Source organism: Paenibacillus sepulcri, from assembly GCF_042647105.1.
Classification (GTDB): domain Bacteria; phylum Bacillota; class Bacilli; order Paenibacillales; family Paenibacillaceae; genus Paenibacillus_Z; species Paenibacillus_Z sepulcri.
Genome location: NZ_JBHRUP010000001.1, coordinates 7,020,418 through 7,035,245 on the forward strand (window position 1 = coordinate 7,020,418; position 14,828 = coordinate 7,035,245).

The window sequence follows — 14,828 nt, forward strand, 5'->3', positions numbered from 1 at the left end:
TCATCTGGCGTATGCGTCTTATGGGATTGGATTACGGCGACCGCAGAATCGGAGTTGCCGTCAGTGACGCATTCGGCTGGACTGCTCAAGGACTCGGTATTGTCGAGAAGCGTCGCGACAATAGTGAAATCAATGCGATTGAAAGTCTGGTCCGTGAGCATGAAGTAAGCGAAATTGTGGTCGGTTTACCGAAAAACATGAATGGAACCATCGGTCCGCGTGGCGAAATTTGCATCGCATTCGCACAAACATTGCAGCAAAAGCTAAATGTACCCGTTCACCTATGGGACGAACGTCTGACAACCGTCGTGGCAGAAAGAACCTTGCTCGAAGCGGATGTCAGCCGGAAGAAGCGAAAGTTAGTGGTGGACAAAATGGCGGCAGCGCTCATTTTGCAAAATTATCTCGATTCTAAAACGAAAAGGTGAGGGTAACGATGACAAAGGACGACATGCAGTACGAAGAGCCGGAAATCATCTACATTCCAGATGAAGAAGGCAACGAGGAAGAATTCGAGGTTGTCATGAAGTTTGAGGTAGACGGTTCCGATCAGAAATATATGATGGTTGTTCCATTGAATGCAGATTCCGACGAGGATTCGGAAGAAGCTGAAGAGGTTTACGCTTTCCGTTATGAAGAAGAAGGCGATGATCTGAAGCTGTATACGATCGAGGACGAAGAAGAGTGGAATATGGTTGAAGAAACCTTTAATACACTTCTTGCCGAAATCGAAGAGAGCGAAGGCTAAGAATTATTTTCTCCTGAAGAAAGGTGTGCATAATCGGTGTCCACTGTCGAGAGAATTTCCGTCCTGAAGGCTGTTTACGGACAGGAAGTCGAGTTGGTCGGCGAGGACGGACAGACAGAATCGCTGAGAATTGTAGCTGAGTTCCGTGTTGGCGGTTCAGATTATGCGGGTCTGCAATCCGCTCTCATGCGAAAGTCGGATGAAGTAGCATTCTTCCGAATTCTTACTGGCGGTTCAGAGCCGTCACTGGAGTCCATCGAGGATGATGAGGAATGGGAAGCTGCTGCAGAAGCTTATGACGACTTGTTGTTTGACGGGGATCAGCAGCCGTAGCTTAGCCCAACTCAATTGGTTATCAGAGTATGATAACTGAAATAATAAGAAGAAGATGGTAAAATTTCTTCATATAGATTAGATCAGGGATGATCAGCCGAAGCTGAAGCTGTCTCTGATGCTTCAAGGATGGGGGCGGCGCAAGGCCGTCCTTTTCCGCGATTTCATTATAATGGAGGATATATCCTTGGATCGATCAGACCAGCAGCCGGTGAGTGAGAAGCCGGTAAACAATAATAATCGCCCAGCAGGACCAAGACGTGGACGAATAACCCTATGGGTCATACTTACACTGTTAGGCTTAATTATTGTTATAACAGCCAGTATTGCATTCTACATATGGAATGGCCTGCGCCCTGCCTCAAAAGGTGAAGCCAAACAGATCGAGCTCAAAAAAGGAATGTCTCCGTTTAATTTTGCCGATACTCTCGAAGAAGAGGGAATTATTCGGAATGCCTTTCTTTTCAAATATTATCTGCGTTTCAAGGATGAGGGCCCGCGGTTTCAAGCTGGCGTGTACGCCTTGAATCCCGGCATGGACAAGGATGCGATTATTGCTGCCTTGAATGCGGGAGCGATATTGGAGAAGGAAACGATCCGATTTACCATCCCGGAGGGCTTTACGATTGAGCAAATCGCCGATACCTTAAGCAAAGACGGCTATGTGGACCGGGAGGCGTTCCTCAAGCTGGCTGATACTGATCGGACCTGGGGGGATGCCGAGGCTGTGAGGGATATCCCTAAGGACAGCAAGCAGATGAAGCATCGCCTGGAAGGGTACTTGTTCCCGGAAACTTACGAGATGGAGAAAGGCAGCGACGCAGAGGCGATCATTACCCGTATGCTGGGAGAGCTGGATCACAAGCTGGATTCGCTTCCGGAGAACTGGGAAGAGACGCTTGCCGAGCGTAAAATCGATTTTCATTCTCTGATGACCATTGCTTCTCTGGTTGAGCGTGAGGTTGTGGTGGAGAAAGAACGGCCAATCGTGGCTGGAATTATCTATAACCGGATTGCCGAAGGCATGCCTCTGCAAATTGATGCTACCGTACAATATTCCCTTCCTGCACCCAAAGAGCGGCTGCTGGAAGAGGATACCCAAGTGGATAGTCCCTATAATACGTACCGGATTAAAGGCCTGCCGCCAGGTCCGATTGCTTCGCCAAGCCTCAAATCGATTGAGGCTGCCCTGCTGCCGGAGAAAACGGATTATCTTTATTATGTGACCAAAAAAGACGGCAGCCATGAGCATTTGTTCGGCCGCACCCTGAAAGAGCATAATCAAAATATAGCCAAAAGCAATGAGACGGCGAAACAGGGAGGGTAGACAATGACAACGAAACCCGAGCTGCTCACAGTCGCCGCTTCATTGGAAGAGGTGGAGCGGCTGATTGAAGCGGGATCAGATGCATTTGTGCTTGGTGAATCCCGATATGGCCTGCGGTTGCCGGGCGAATTCAATGCTGCGGCTATGGCCGACGCGGTCAGGATAGCGCACCCCAAGGGTGTTGCTGTCTATGCGGCTCTTAACAATGTTATGGATAATGCGACAGTAGAAACGCTGCCTGACTATATCCAGGCTTTATCAGCTGCTGGCGTGGATGGCATTGTATTCGGAGATCCTGCTGTTCTGATGGCTGCGCGCATGGCTGCTCCTCACTTGAAGCTTCATTGGAATGCGGAAATGACTTCAACCAATTATGAGACGGCTAATTATTGGGGACGCCGCGGCGCTGTAAGGGTAGTGCTTGCACGCGAGCTGAATATGGAGCAGGTGCTGGAAGCCAAGGCGCACACGAAGCTGCAGGTTCAGGTGCAGGTTCATGGTTTAACGAATATTTATCATTCCAAGAGGCCGCTTGTGCAGAATTATTTGGATCATCAGGGACAATCGGTGAATGCCGGCGAAGTGGATGGGGATATGCCAGGAGGAACTGCGCATGGCACGTATGAGGACGGTTTGTATTTGATTGAAGTCGAACGGCCGGACGAACGCTTTCCCATTTATGAGGATGCGAACGGGACGCATATCATGAGCTCGGATGATATCTGCATGATTGAAAATCTGCATGAACTCATGGAAGCCGGGATTGACAGTTTTAAGATTGAGGGACTGCTTAAATCAGCCAAGTACAACGAGACCGTCGTACGCAGCTACCGTGCCGCTATCGATGCTTATTTTGAGAGTCCGGCAGACTATTCCTTTCAGGAGGAATGGCTTGATGCAATCAAGGCTGTGCAAGATCCCGAGCGCGAGCTGTCTTACGGCTTTTTCTATAAAGAACAGGTGTATTAAAGTATAAATCGATAACGATTATTCAGGAGGTGAAACCGTGACGACCCTAACATCGCCGAGTTTAACCGGTAAACGTCATCGGCTCGCCAAACCCGAGCTGCTGGCGCCGGCAGGGAATTTGGAAAAGCTTAAATTTGCCGTTCACTATGGAGCAGACGCCGTATATATTGGCGGCCAGAAGTATGGTCTGCGGTCGGGAGCCGGCAATTTCAGCTTTGAAGAAATGAAGGAAGGCGTCGAATTTGCCGCACGCTATGGAGCGAAGGTATTCGTAGCTACAAATATTTATGCCCACAATGAGGATATTGCAGGCTTGGAGGATTATCTTCAAAATCTCCAGAAAGCCGGAATTGCGGCCATCATTGCTGCTGATCCCGTCATTATTGAAACGGCACAGCGAGTAGCTCCCAAGCTGGAGGTGCATCTGAGCACCCAGCAATCTACGCTGAATTGGCAGGCTGTCCAATTTTGGAAAGATGAGGGACTGCCGCGCGTGGTGCTTGCCCGCGAAACAAGCCTGGAGGAAATCGCTCAGATCAAGGCTCATGTGGATATTGAGATAGAGGCTTTCATCCATGGGGCCATGTGCTCTTCATTCTCGGGCCGCTGCGTGCTATCCAATCATTTCACAGACAGAGATTCCAACAGGGGCGGCTGCTCCCAGTCCTGCCGCTGGAAATATGATATTTTTGAGGAAGACAGGCCGATGTTCGGTGCCGATGAAGACAAATTCACCATGGGCTCCAAGGACCTGTGCATGCTGTCAGACATTCCAGATTTAATTGAAGCGGGCATCGACAGCTTCAAAATAGAAGGCCGGATGAAAAGTGTTCACTATGTCGCTACGGTCGTTAATGCTTACAGGCAGGCTATCGATTCCTATATGGCTGACCCGGAGCATTATATAATGAAGCAAGAGTGGCTGGATGATTTAAACAAGGCGGCCAACCGTCCGCTCAACACCGGTTTTTTCTTTGACACGCCTGGTGCGGAGGATCATATTTATGAGCCGGAGGAAAAGGCGGCTCCGTATGATTTTGCCGGCGTTGTTCTGTCCTACGATTCTTCTACAAGGCTTGCCATTGTCCAGCAGCGCAATCATTTCAAGCCTGGACAAGAAGTGGAGTTCTTTGGCCCGCAGGGCACCTTTTTCAAGCAGATCGTCGGTCCAATTGCCGATGAAGCGGGAACAACGCTAGATGCGGCGCGCCATCCGCTGCAATCTATCGTAATGAAGACCGAGCATCCGGTCAAGCCGATGGATATGATGCGCAAACGGGTACGCGTAAATTAGGTTCCTTCATAAGACTAAAGTCATGCGCCTTTCCGGTGAACTTTCACCAGGAAAGGTTTTTTTATGAATTTTTGATGAAATCGGCTAACAATGATGGCCTTCATTACCGATATATAGGATATTGATTTCCGCCAAATTGTGAGGAAAGGCTTGGGACGTTAGGAGGATTCAGCACATAAATTAATTTTTTTCGTATTTTCTTACATATAACCATGGCAGCGAACGACTCATTAACACAGACGTACGAGCACAATTGCAAACAAACATTATATCAGGTGGTGTCTGGTCGATGAAATGGACGAACAAGGACAAGAAAGCAAACACGGAAGAAAAGAAAAAGGATGCGAAGGCGCTTTACAGTTCGTCTGTAAAAAGTTTGAAGAACTTTCAATTTACAAGTCCGCTTAAGTCAGTGGGAACCAAGCTGTTTCTAATTATTTTCAGTGCGATTCTGGTATGTGTGCTGTTTGTCGGATTATTTTCTTATTCCACGTCGAAGTCGATAATCAAGAAGAAGGTATCCGAGTCGAGCTCAGTTGCACTCTCTCAATCCAAGGGCAAACTGGATCTTATGTTCGGCAACTATGAAGATTTGACAATGCAAATTATGCTGGACAAAACAGTACAGGAAAACCTGCAGATGCTTGACGCTTCAAAAGAAGCATACGAGAAATTTGATGCCATGAAAAAACTGACCGATACAATTCAAACCTATGTTATCGGCAACAGTACGATTGTAGGAGCATCAATCATTCCAATCAAGGCAGGAGAAACAAGTATCACGGTTGGCGGAAGCTCAATAAATGCAGAAGAAGCTCAAAAGTCGGATTGGATGCAGCAAATTGTTGACGGGGATGGCAAGCTTATATGGCTGCCCACCAAAGTGAAAGGCTACAGCGGCTCTTTGACAGAACCGTCGTTTGCGCTTAGCCGAGTGCTGAAAAATACCGTAACCAACCAAGGCAATTATATTGTCGTGGTCGAGATATTCCTGAAACAAATCACTAAACAGATGGAAGATTTGCAGCTCGGCGACAACAGTGAAATTACCATCGTGAGCAGTACAAACAAAATTATCTATAGTGATGATCCGGAACTGCTGGAGAAGGACTCTCTGGTCGTTCTTCCTACGGAAGGGAAGAATGCAGCGGATGGATCGATGCAGGTGGATGATAAGAACGGGAATGAAGTTTTGGCTATGTATCATCAATTCGATACGATGAATTGGAAGCTGCTTGGTACGGTGCCTGTGAAGGAACTGGTAAAAGACGCAGCCGCAATCCGCAACTGGACCTGGATAATTGCCGCAATATCTGCTGTTATTGCCGCTGGTATTGGATTCCTGGTCATCCGTATGGTAGCTATTCCGCTCGGCAGACTCCGCAATTTGATGAATGAAGGGGAGAACGGGAATTTATTTGTACGGTCGAATGTAAAGTCACAGGATGAAATCGGCCAATTATCACAAAGCTTCAATCAAATGATGGCGCAGATCACGACGCTTGTTAATCAAACCACGCAGTCAGCGCAGGATGTACTCAGCACTGCCAGCGAATTGACCGATGCGTCGAAGAAAACGGCTGTATCTGCCAAGGAAATTGCGGTAGCGACTGAGGAAATTGCCAATGGAGCCACAAGCCTTGCGATGGAGGCGGAGAAAGGCAGCGACCTGACAACCGAGATCAGCAACCAGATGAAGGAAGTCATGGATGCCAATCAACAGATGGGCACTTCTGCCGCTGAGGTTGAGAATGCCAGTCGTCAAGGGACGGTTTATATGAACAGTCTCATTGAGAAAACGGGCCAAACAGAAGAAATGACCCGATCAATGGTTGAGAAGGTTGATCGTCTCAAAGAAAGCACGTCATCGATTCGTAAGATTCTGGACGTCTTGAACAATATATCCAAACAGACGAATATCCTGTCCCTCAATGCAACCATTGAGGCAGCTCGTGCAGGGGCGGCAGGAAGAGGCTTTATGGTGGTGGCTGACGAAATCCGCAAGCTTGCAGATCAATCCCGCCAATCCATTGATGTGGTCGGACAATTTACCGATACTATCCAGAAAGAAATTGATGAGACGGTTAATGTGCTTTCCGATGCCTACCCGATCTTCCAGGAACAGATTGGTTCCGTTAAAGAAGCGAATCAGATTTTCTTAACGGTTCAGAGCCAGATGGGTCAGTTCGTTGACCGCCTCAGCTCCGTCACGGAGTCGATTATGGTATTGGATCGATCACAGCTTGTTTTGTCGGAAGCAATGGGAAATGTCAGCGCGGTTGCCGAAGAATCATCTGCAACTTCCGAGGAAGTGGCCTCCCTCAGCAATGAACAGACGAATATCAGCGAAGGGCTTGTCGGACTTTCAGATAAGCTTCAGACTGTTTCGACTGGCTTAAAGGAGACATTATCCCGTTTCCGTACAGAAGAACGATAGAACGAAACTTGATGAACATTGCCGGGCATGAGAATGCCCGGTTTTTTTGCATGGGGATTGCACTTCTCCTCTTAGCCGCATTATTAGTGTGGCAAAAGTATTCCTTGCCAGGCTTATGAGGGAGTGACGCGGCAAAGGCTAAGAACGCATTCACTGATTCGTATAAAATAAAAGAGGCGGGGATGATTCCCCGCCTCTTAGCTTCCTTTTGCGATATTAATCTCTGCTTTGTGTGAAGATCATAATATATTTCAATAACTCAAGCAGAGAGATGAGGGCGGCTGCAACATAGGTCAATGCAGCGGCGTTCAGCACCTTGGCAACGCCCCGCTCTTCATCGTTCGTAATAAAGCCTTCCGCAATCATCAAGTCCCGTGCTCTGTTGCTGGCATTATACTCAACCGGCAGTGTAATGAGCTGGAAAGCGACGGCGCAGGTGAAGAATATAATCCCCAGGCCGATAAGTCCGCTTGCCTGGAACAGGAATCCGGCAATCAGCATAAAAGGTGCGACTCCGGAAGCGAATCTGACGACCGGGAAGATACGGTGGCGAACGACGAGCATCGGATAATGCTGCTGATGCTGTATGGCATGACCGACCTCGTGACAAGCCACAGAAACGGCCGAGATGGAGTTCTCGTAATAGACGGGCTCCGACAACCGTACAACCCGGTGGATCGGATCGTAGTGATCGGAGAGCCTTCCTGGTACAGGCTCAACAGGCACATCATGCAGGCCGTTCGCATCGAGCATTCTTCTGGCGGCGTCATAGCCGGTCATCCCGCTCATCGTTCTCACCTCAGCCCAGCGGTTAAACGTTCCTTTAACCCGGAACTGAGCCCAAAGCGACAAACCGAAGGCAATGATGATCAGAAAGTCCATGGGATGAAAAAAAAGCATCTGAAGTCCCTCCATTATTTAATTTTACATTAGTCCGCCCTTGTTCAGGAGCAGCACCAATGCCTCTACACAAGCCGCTGTTTGCGGCACAAGCCGTTTGAAGACCTGCTTGGCCTGCTGGGGCTTCATCTGGCTCAAAACCGGCTCAAGCTCCTTTACTTCGCGCTGCAGCTGTTCCAGATGGAGCTGCAGGTCTGTAAGCTTGCTCGAAACCTGCTCTTCGGATGAAACCTTGCGCCACACGTTAATATTTTCTTTGATTTCATCAAGCGAATATTTATCTTTCTTCATTTGTACAATACGTTTGAGGCGAATTAAGGTTTCATCACTGTATAAGCGGTAATTTTTGGCTGAACGCGTCTCTGGCTGAATCAATCCAATCGAAGTATAGAAATCGATTGTGCGAGGGCTGACGTCGGCCAGTTTTGAAAGCATGCCAATACGGTACAAAGATTTTTCCGCCAACATTCTCACCTTCTTTCATTAATTGCACGAACACAAGGGATCTGTATAAATGGACAAATTGCCTTCCTATCCAAGCTTACCTTATTAGTATATGATACAGAATCTATAACCATACAGTCAAACGTAATGCTTTCAAAATTGTTAATTGTTTAGAATATGCCTCATAATCCTCACTGATTTTTAAGATTTTACAAACAAATTCAGAGTTGACAAATAAGAGTTTCTAATGGAAAAGGCGAAGGATAAACCCTTTAATAGATGATTTTGGAGTTGAAATTGTGAAAAAACTTAACATTCGGGTCTTTGGAAGTAACGAATGTTTGATTTTTTTGTAGAAATTCGAAAAACCGTATTGTCAAAATGAGCACTTCTGACTATAATGACATTAAGTCTTTCCAAGCATGTCAAGAAACATTACACATTTAGGGAGTGGTCGTCATGGTTAAGAAGTTGGTCTTATCGATTGCTGCGTTATCTTTGGTCTTCCCCGCAATGGCATTTGCGGAAGATCCTACTCCGGCAACGCTGAGTCTGGGAATTAACACGGTCTGGATTCTGGTTGCAGCAGTTCTCGTTATTCTTATGCAAGGCGGCTTCATTCTGCTGGAAGCAGGATCGACCCGGATGAAAAATGCCGGGCACGTAGCAGGTAAAACAATTTTCACAGTAGGTCTTTGTTCCCTGGTATTCTGGGCAGTAGGTTATGGTTTGATCTTCGGAGGAGACAACGTCGATCATGCAATCAATAATTTTATCGGCTCAGGCAATTTCTTCTTTAACCCATCTGTTGTGGGAGATTCGACCAGCGAAGCTTATCCTTCGAGCGTATTCTTCCTATTCCAATTGGCGTTTGCAGCTATTTCGCTGACCATCGCATGGGGCGGATTCGCGGAACGCGCGAAATTATCGGCATATCTCGTATTCACGATTTTGTTTACCGCATTAATTTATCCTGTTGTCGCTCACTGGATCTGGGGCGGCGGCTGGTTGGCCAAGGACGGCGCACAAGATTATGCCGGTTCGACGGTCGTCCATTTAACAGGTGCGCTTGCAGCTTTCGCAGCAACAGTGCTGCTTAAACCGCGTATCGGAAAGTTCAACAAAGACGGTTCCGCTAACGAAATCCTCGGTCATAACCAAGTATTCAGTTCACTTGCTGTACTGCTTCTATGGGTCGGCTGGTTTGGTTTCAATGCAGGTTCGGCTCTTACAGTCGGCGAAGGATTCTTTGGTTATGTGGCATTCAATACACAACTCGGCGCGGCAGCTGGTGCAGTAGCAGCGCTTCTGATCTCATGGCTGGTTAACGGCAAAGCTGACATCTCCACGATGTTGAACGGTGCGCTTGCCGGACTCGTTGCCATCACAGCATCTTGTGCGTTCGTTGATCCATGGGCAGCAGTTGTTATTGGTCTGGTTGCAGGTGTGCTTGTATTCTACAGTGCAAAATTCTTTGAGAAAATCAAAGTGGACGATCCGATTTATGCCATGTCTGTTCACGGCGCCGCAGGTGTTTGGGGTACGCTGGCTAACGGTATCTTCGCTACAAAAGCACTGGCTGAGCAAGTTGGCGTTGGTGAAGGCGGTTTGATCGATACAGGCAGCTGGCATCAACTGTGGGTTCAATTCGAATCCGTTGTTGTCTGCGGTGCTTATGCGCTTGGCGCATCGTTCCTGCTGCTCGGTATTATGAAGCTTGTTATGGGCTTCCGTGTTACGGAAGAACAAGAGATTATCGGACTTGATCTTTCCGAGCATGGTACTTACGGTTACCCTGAGCAAATGAAAAAAGCTCAACAAAGCCTGTAATCCAAATCATAAGCTTTCATACTGGCCAGGGGAGAGGGATGCATGAGCGATTCGATTTATGCTCAGCTGCTGGCGCTCATCGGTACCGCTGATGATGTGAAGACGCTGCGCGGCTTGCGGGATCAAATCCACGAGCAAATGGAAGCTCTGCTCTCGGAACAAACGGTCGAACAATTTTATACCGATTTAAATGAGGTGCATGACGCTTTTATCAAGCGTGCAATTATCCTCTCGGAAGCGCAAATGGCACGGCTGGGGCATGGAACCCCACCCGTGCTTTACGCTTATTTATTGTTCGGCAGCGGGGGCAGAGAGGAACAGACGTTATCCAGTGATCAGGATAGCGGTATTGTTTACGAAGATCCGGAGGATGAACGCCTTCAGGAGAAAGTATCGCTCTATTTTAAAATATTCTCCGAAACCATAGTCGATTTGCTGCAGCAGCTTGGTTATCCGCCATGTGAAGGCAAAGTTATCAGCTCGAACTCCGAGTGGCGTCAATCACTGACCGAATGGAGGTCCAGATTGAAGGAATGGTTCACGGAACCAAACTGGGGACGTGTAAGATATTTGCTCATCATTGCCGACAGCCGGCTGATTTATGGAGATTCGGAGTTAATGACCGTATTCCAAAATCAATTTTATGCCGATTTGCTGGATAACCCGGCTATCGTGAGAAGCATGCTGAATAACACGATGCGCCACAAAATGCTGGTAGGTGTATTCGGTCAGCTGCTTAAAGAGCAGTATGGCGAGGATGCGGGCAGTCTGGATATCAAATACGGTGCCTACATCCCAATGGTCAATGCCATCCGGCTCATGAGCATCCGCAGCAATATCAGGACAACCTCAACGCTTGAGCGGATTCAGGCACTGCTGCTGAGCGGAGATTTCACGCAGCAGGATGCCGATTTATATTCCGGGGCTTTCCGGTTGGTTCTGCGTATTCGGTTAATGACGACAGAGCGTCAGGAAGATGGATTGTATGCCAATAATGGCAAGCTTGCAGGCAGCAAAATGACCAAGGAGCTAACCGATGAGCTCAAAATTGCTTTGCGCCTGGGGAAGAAATTGCAGCGGCGAGTTTATAAAGAGACGATGAGCGGGCTATAGGGGAGGCGAAAGGGGATACCATGAAGGAGCAAAAAGGCGTCGGACGGATGTGGCATTTGTATAAAATGGGCGGCATTACGCCGGCGATCGCTTCAATGATGGGTGCTCAAAACGCCCAGCAGATGGCCTTTATACGTTCCATGTCCAAGGAGCAGCGGAAAGAATCCATCCTGGATCAATCACTGAAAGAGATGGAAGTGGTCGTATTTGATTTGGAGACTACGGGCTTCTACCCTGCCAATGGCGATGAGATTCTGTCGGTGGGTGCTGTAACCTTAAGAGGGGAAACCATTCTGGAGGAGCGGTCCTTCTATACACTTGTAAACCCGGGACGCAAAGTTCCCAGACACATAACCGAGCTGACAGGCATTACGAATGAAATGGCGGAGAGTGCGCCGGATTTGATGCAGGTTCTCCATGATTTTATGGAATTTGTGGGTAAAAGAATGCTGATTGCCCATGCCAGCGGCCATGACAGGCAATTTCTGAACGCGGCACTGTGGCGGACCTCCAAGGTAAATCTGACCCATCGGGTGCTGGATACGATGATGGTGGCCAAATGGCTGGAGCCGCGACGAGAAGGCTATGGCCTTGATGAGCTGCTTGAGGATAGCGGCATTCGCATCACGCAGCGGCATCATGCTCTTGAGGATTCCATCATGACCGCGCAGCTGTGGCTTGTTTATTTGAAGCGGATATTCTCACGTAATGTGGTGACACTCGGCGACCTTTATGCCTATCTAAGCAAGCATTAATGGATAAAGTGAAATTCCGTTAACACCAAAAGCGCTTATGACAGGACATGTCTGTTCCGCCAGCGAAACTATCCAATAGGATGCGGCTTTCCCGTGCTGCAAACCCCGTAGATCCGCATCTGACGGAAGGGGGGGCGAGGCAGGGTGCGAATGATAGAAACCGACAAGCGATTGTCGGTTTTTTTGTATGCGGTACATCGTCCGGACCCATTCATGGGGATCAAAGGAAAAAGTGCTTAATGGTTCCCCCGCAGCATTGCGAATGGGATGGACAGCATTCACGCGGACAATGCCGTCGCTTGTTCCTTGCAAGGGCTCTCTTATGGAGCCTGTGAGAACACCGCATGCCTCGTGGGGGTAAGCTGACAAAGAGGATTCGATCAGTTGAATTCGAGCCTCTCGAGTTATCTGGGCCAAACTGAAGCGGATAGAGAGTGTATTCCCTGATTGCTGTTTATCCCGATTGTCCACGCCAATCCGCCTCCTGGTCCTGTTTGGACCATTATACCGTAGATGGAAGCCTGGCTGTAGCACCGCGAATAAGCAATTTAAAATCTTATCCTCCAACCTTTTGGGGCGGTTTTACAAATGCCAGAATAAGAAATAAGCCGGCAAGAGAGAGCCCGGAGACGACTCCAAAGAGCAGCGTATCCGACCGGTCCGCCATCCAGCTGAATATCGGGGGGCCAAAGGCAACGCCCAGAAACCTCAGACTGCTATATAATGAAGTAACCATGCCGCGATGAGATTTGTCCACCGAGCCGGTTATCAGCGTATTCAGGCAGGGAAGCAGGAGACCGGTTCCAATGCTGCTCAGGGTGGCGAAGCCGATCAGGGCGTAAATATTATTGTGCAGAAAAGCACAGGCGCCAAGCGCCGCGCACATCAGAGCAAGCCCGATCAGCATCAGCCACCGCATGAGCGTCCCGTTGTTTTTGATTGCACGGCCGGTCAAGTAGGCTGTCGCCACCAGGCCAAGCAGCGGGATGGCAAGGACGCCGCCCTTGGCGACACCGTCTATGGAGTAAGGCGGCTTTTCCAGCAGATCGGACAACCGGAACAATACTCCGAATAAGATGAACAGGCCAAGGGAACCGGCGACGAAGGCGGATGTCAGCCATCGTCCCTTTTCACGAAACACCTTGACCGTATCGGAAATATACTGCTTAAGCGTCGAGCTTTCCTTATCGCTGGCTGGTTCCTTGATCATTACCTTGACAGCCAGGAAGGAAGCCGCACAGAAGACAGGAAAGGCAAACAACGGCGCATACCATATAATGAGAGCAAGCAAGGAACCAAGTATCGGGCTGATCACTTTGCCTGCTCCGTTGGAGGCTTCAATTAAACCCAGCGCCTCGCTCTCATCGCCATCCTTATATTTGTCTCCGACCAATGCCATGGCAATCGGGGCTGTTCCGGCGGCTCCTATGCCCTGCAAAGCCCTTGCGGCTATCAGGAAACCATATGAATGCATCAGGGCGGCAATGCCCGCTCCAATCCCGGCAAGGCCGTATAAGGCGAGGGAAGGGAGCATAACGGCCTTGCGGGAGTAGCGGTCCGATAAAAAACCGGCAGCAGGAATAATGATTCCGGCGGATACCGAGAATAGGGTTATAACCAGACTGGCCTGAAAGCTGGATATATTAAGTTTGGTCTCCATGTCAGGAAGAATCGGCACAAGCATGGAATTGCCCAGAACCAGAACGAGCGGAACTGAGGATAATGCAGCATATTCCCGCCATTTTCCACTGCCTTTTGACTTATTGTCAGATGCAGCGCCGCCTTCGGAAGATGCAAGTTCGGTAGTGCGCATTGGGGTAATGAATTTAGTGGCGGCTCCGGATTTGGTTTTATTCACGATTGTCTACACTCCCATGGTATCTGATGTAGTGGTAATGTGCCCCCCGACTTGAGCTTCCATTCTCCAGCATGGTAACATATAGGGAGCTTAAGAGTCCGCAGGGCGAGGGAAACACAATAGAAAAGCTCACCTGGACAGACTGCGGGACAACTTTTTACAGAAGGAAAGAAGGCTTATGATGAGACGGACATGGATATTGCTCACGGTTGTACTTGTGCTGGCAGGAATCGCAGTGTATCAAAATAAAAGCAAGCAAAGTGAAGCTTTGGCTGCGTCGGCAGACATGCTGCCCAAGCCCGGATTCACTGCGCCAACGCTTGAACTGCCCGATTTGAACGACAATAAAGTTGCGATCGGCGGAAAACAGGACAAATTGGTTTTAATCAATTTCTGGGCGTCGTGGTGTTATCCTTGCGAATTGGAGGCGCCTGACATGGAAGAGCTGTCACAGGCATACGGCGGCCGCGTCGATTTGTATGGCATTAATGCGACAAGCTATGACAAGGAACGGCAGGCGCGCGAATTTGTGGACGAGCAGAAGCTCACCTTCCCGATTCTCATGGACCGTGACGGGAATGCGACGGATCTCTACAAGGTATCGTCTTTTCCGACAAGCTTGTTGATCGATAGTCAAGGGATTGTACGGGAGCGGATTACAGGCGTCATTTCCAGGCAGGAATGGCAGGAACGGATTGACAAATGGCTGAAGGTGGAAGACGATCAGAAGGCTGCGGCCTGATAAAAAATGGACATGCCGGATGGGTTTGAGACCCGTAGGGCATGTCCATTAATTGTTTGAGGGCTATAAAACGGTCGT

The 14,828-nt window shown here is 48.8% G+C and carries 15 protein-coding genes; 11 read left to right on the plus strand and 4 right to left on the minus strand.

What is annotated here, in order from left to right:
- Positions 1-11 precede the first annotated feature (11 nt).
- The 7 genes from ruvX (at position 12) to ACFOLF_RS30515 (ending at position 7,108) form a co-directional block, all read left to right on the plus strand.
- Positions 12-428 (plus strand): Holliday junction resolvase RuvX, encoded by a 417-nt coding sequence (ruvX, locus tag ACFOLF_RS30485; protein WP_210045700.1) that lies wholly within the window; start codon positions 12-14, stop codon positions 426-428.
- A gap of 8 nt (positions 429-436) precedes the next feature.
- Positions 437-748, plus strand: coding sequence for a DUF1292 domain-containing protein (locus ACFOLF_RS30490; RefSeq protein WP_210045701.1), 312 nt, complete (start codon positions 437-439; stop codon positions 746-748).
- A 36-nt stretch (positions 749-784) separates the two neighbouring features.
- Complete coding sequence (locus ACFOLF_RS30495; protein ID WP_210045702.1) at positions 785-1,081, plus strand: DUF1292 domain-containing protein; 297 nt, start codon at positions 785-787, stop codon at positions 1,079-1,081.
- 187 nt (positions 1,082-1,268) lie between these two features.
- A complete protein-coding gene (gene mltG / locus ACFOLF_RS30500; RefSeq protein ID WP_379113729.1) occupies positions 1,269-2,408 on the plus strand; it encodes an endolytic transglycosylase MltG in 1,140 nt (379 codons plus the stop codon).
- A 3-nt stretch (positions 2,409-2,411) separates the two neighbouring features.
- The gene (locus ACFOLF_RS30505) at positions 2,412-3,377 is read left to right on the plus strand and encodes a peptidase U32 family protein (RefSeq protein ID WP_210045703.1); all 966 of its coding nucleotides are present in this window, start codon (positions 2,412-2,414) and stop codon (positions 3,375-3,377) included.
- Positions 3,378-3,414: 37 nt separating this feature from the next.
- Complete coding sequence (locus ACFOLF_RS30510; RefSeq protein ID WP_210045704.1) at positions 3,415-4,671, plus strand: peptidase U32 family protein; 1,257 nt, start codon at positions 3,415-3,417, stop codon at positions 4,669-4,671.
- A 289-nt stretch (positions 4,672-4,960) separates the two neighbouring features.
- Complete coding sequence (locus ACFOLF_RS30515) at positions 4,961-7,108, plus strand: methyl-accepting chemotaxis protein (RefSeq protein ID WP_210045705.1); 2,148 nt, start codon at positions 4,961-4,963, stop codon at positions 7,106-7,108.
- A gap of 216 nt (positions 7,109-7,324) precedes the next feature.
- Here the strand turns inward: ACFOLF_RS30515 and ACFOLF_RS30520 are convergent, their stop codons facing one another.
- Together ACFOLF_RS30520 and ACFOLF_RS30525 are read right to left on the minus strand one after the other, a co-directional pair.
- Positions 7,325-8,008 carry a zinc metallopeptidase gene (locus ACFOLF_RS30520; RefSeq protein ID WP_210045706.1) on the minus strand — a complete coding sequence of 228 codons (684 nt, stop codon included), beginning with the start codon at positions 8,006-8,008 and terminating at the stop codon, positions 7,325-7,327.
- Between the two features lie 24 nt (positions 8,009-8,032).
- Positions 8,033-8,476, minus strand: a complete 444-nt coding sequence (locus ACFOLF_RS30525; RefSeq protein WP_210045707.1) for a MerR family transcriptional regulator — start codon at positions 8,474-8,476, stop codon at positions 8,033-8,035.
- 435 nt (positions 8,477-8,911) lie between these two features.
- Here ACFOLF_RS30525 and ACFOLF_RS30530 point away from each other — a divergent pair, with 435 nt between their 5' ends.
- Genes ACFOLF_RS30530 through ACFOLF_RS30540 form a run of 3 tightly spaced genes read left to right on the plus strand, consistent with a single transcriptional unit; the run spans position 8,912 to position 12,150 of the window.
- Positions 8,912-10,282 (plus strand): ammonium transporter, encoded by a 1,371-nt coding sequence (locus ACFOLF_RS30530; protein WP_210045708.1) that lies wholly within the window; start codon positions 8,912-8,914, stop codon positions 10,280-10,282.
- A 42-nt stretch (positions 10,283-10,324) separates the two neighbouring features.
- Complete coding sequence (locus ACFOLF_RS30535; RefSeq protein WP_210045709.1) at positions 10,325-11,395, plus strand: DUF294 nucleotidyltransferase-like domain-containing protein; 1,071 nt, start codon at positions 10,325-10,327, stop codon at positions 11,393-11,395.
- 20 nt (positions 11,396-11,415) lie between these two features.
- On the plus strand, positions 11,416-12,150 hold the full coding sequence (locus tag ACFOLF_RS30540; protein WP_210045710.1) for an exonuclease domain-containing protein: 735 nt from the start codon (positions 11,416-11,418) through the stop codon (positions 12,148-12,150).
- On the opposite strand, the gene ACFOLF_RS30545 is transcribed toward ACFOLF_RS30540, so the two are convergent.
- Both ACFOLF_RS30545 and ACFOLF_RS30550 read right to left on the minus strand, forming a co-directional pair.
- Positions 12,136-12,684 (minus strand): Mov34/MPN/PAD-1 family protein, encoded by a 549-nt coding sequence (locus ACFOLF_RS30545; protein ID WP_379219647.1) that lies wholly within the window; start codon positions 12,682-12,684, stop codon positions 12,136-12,138. The two genes, ACFOLF_RS30540 and ACFOLF_RS30545, sit on opposite strands and share 15 nt — an antisense overlap.
- A 22-nt stretch (positions 12,685-12,706) precedes the next feature.
- Positions 12,707-13,963, minus strand: coding sequence for an MFS transporter (locus ACFOLF_RS30550; protein WP_210045742.1), 1,257 nt, complete (start codon positions 13,961-13,963; stop codon positions 12,707-12,709).
- A 223-nt stretch (positions 13,964-14,186) separates the two neighbouring features.
- Between ACFOLF_RS30550 and ACFOLF_RS30555 the strand changes: the two genes are divergently transcribed.
- Entirely contained in the window at positions 14,187-14,750 is a 564-nt protein-coding gene (locus ACFOLF_RS30555; protein ID WP_379113727.1) for a TlpA family protein disulfide reductase, read from the plus strand.
- The last annotated feature ends 78 nt before the right edge of the window (positions 14,751-14,828 follow it).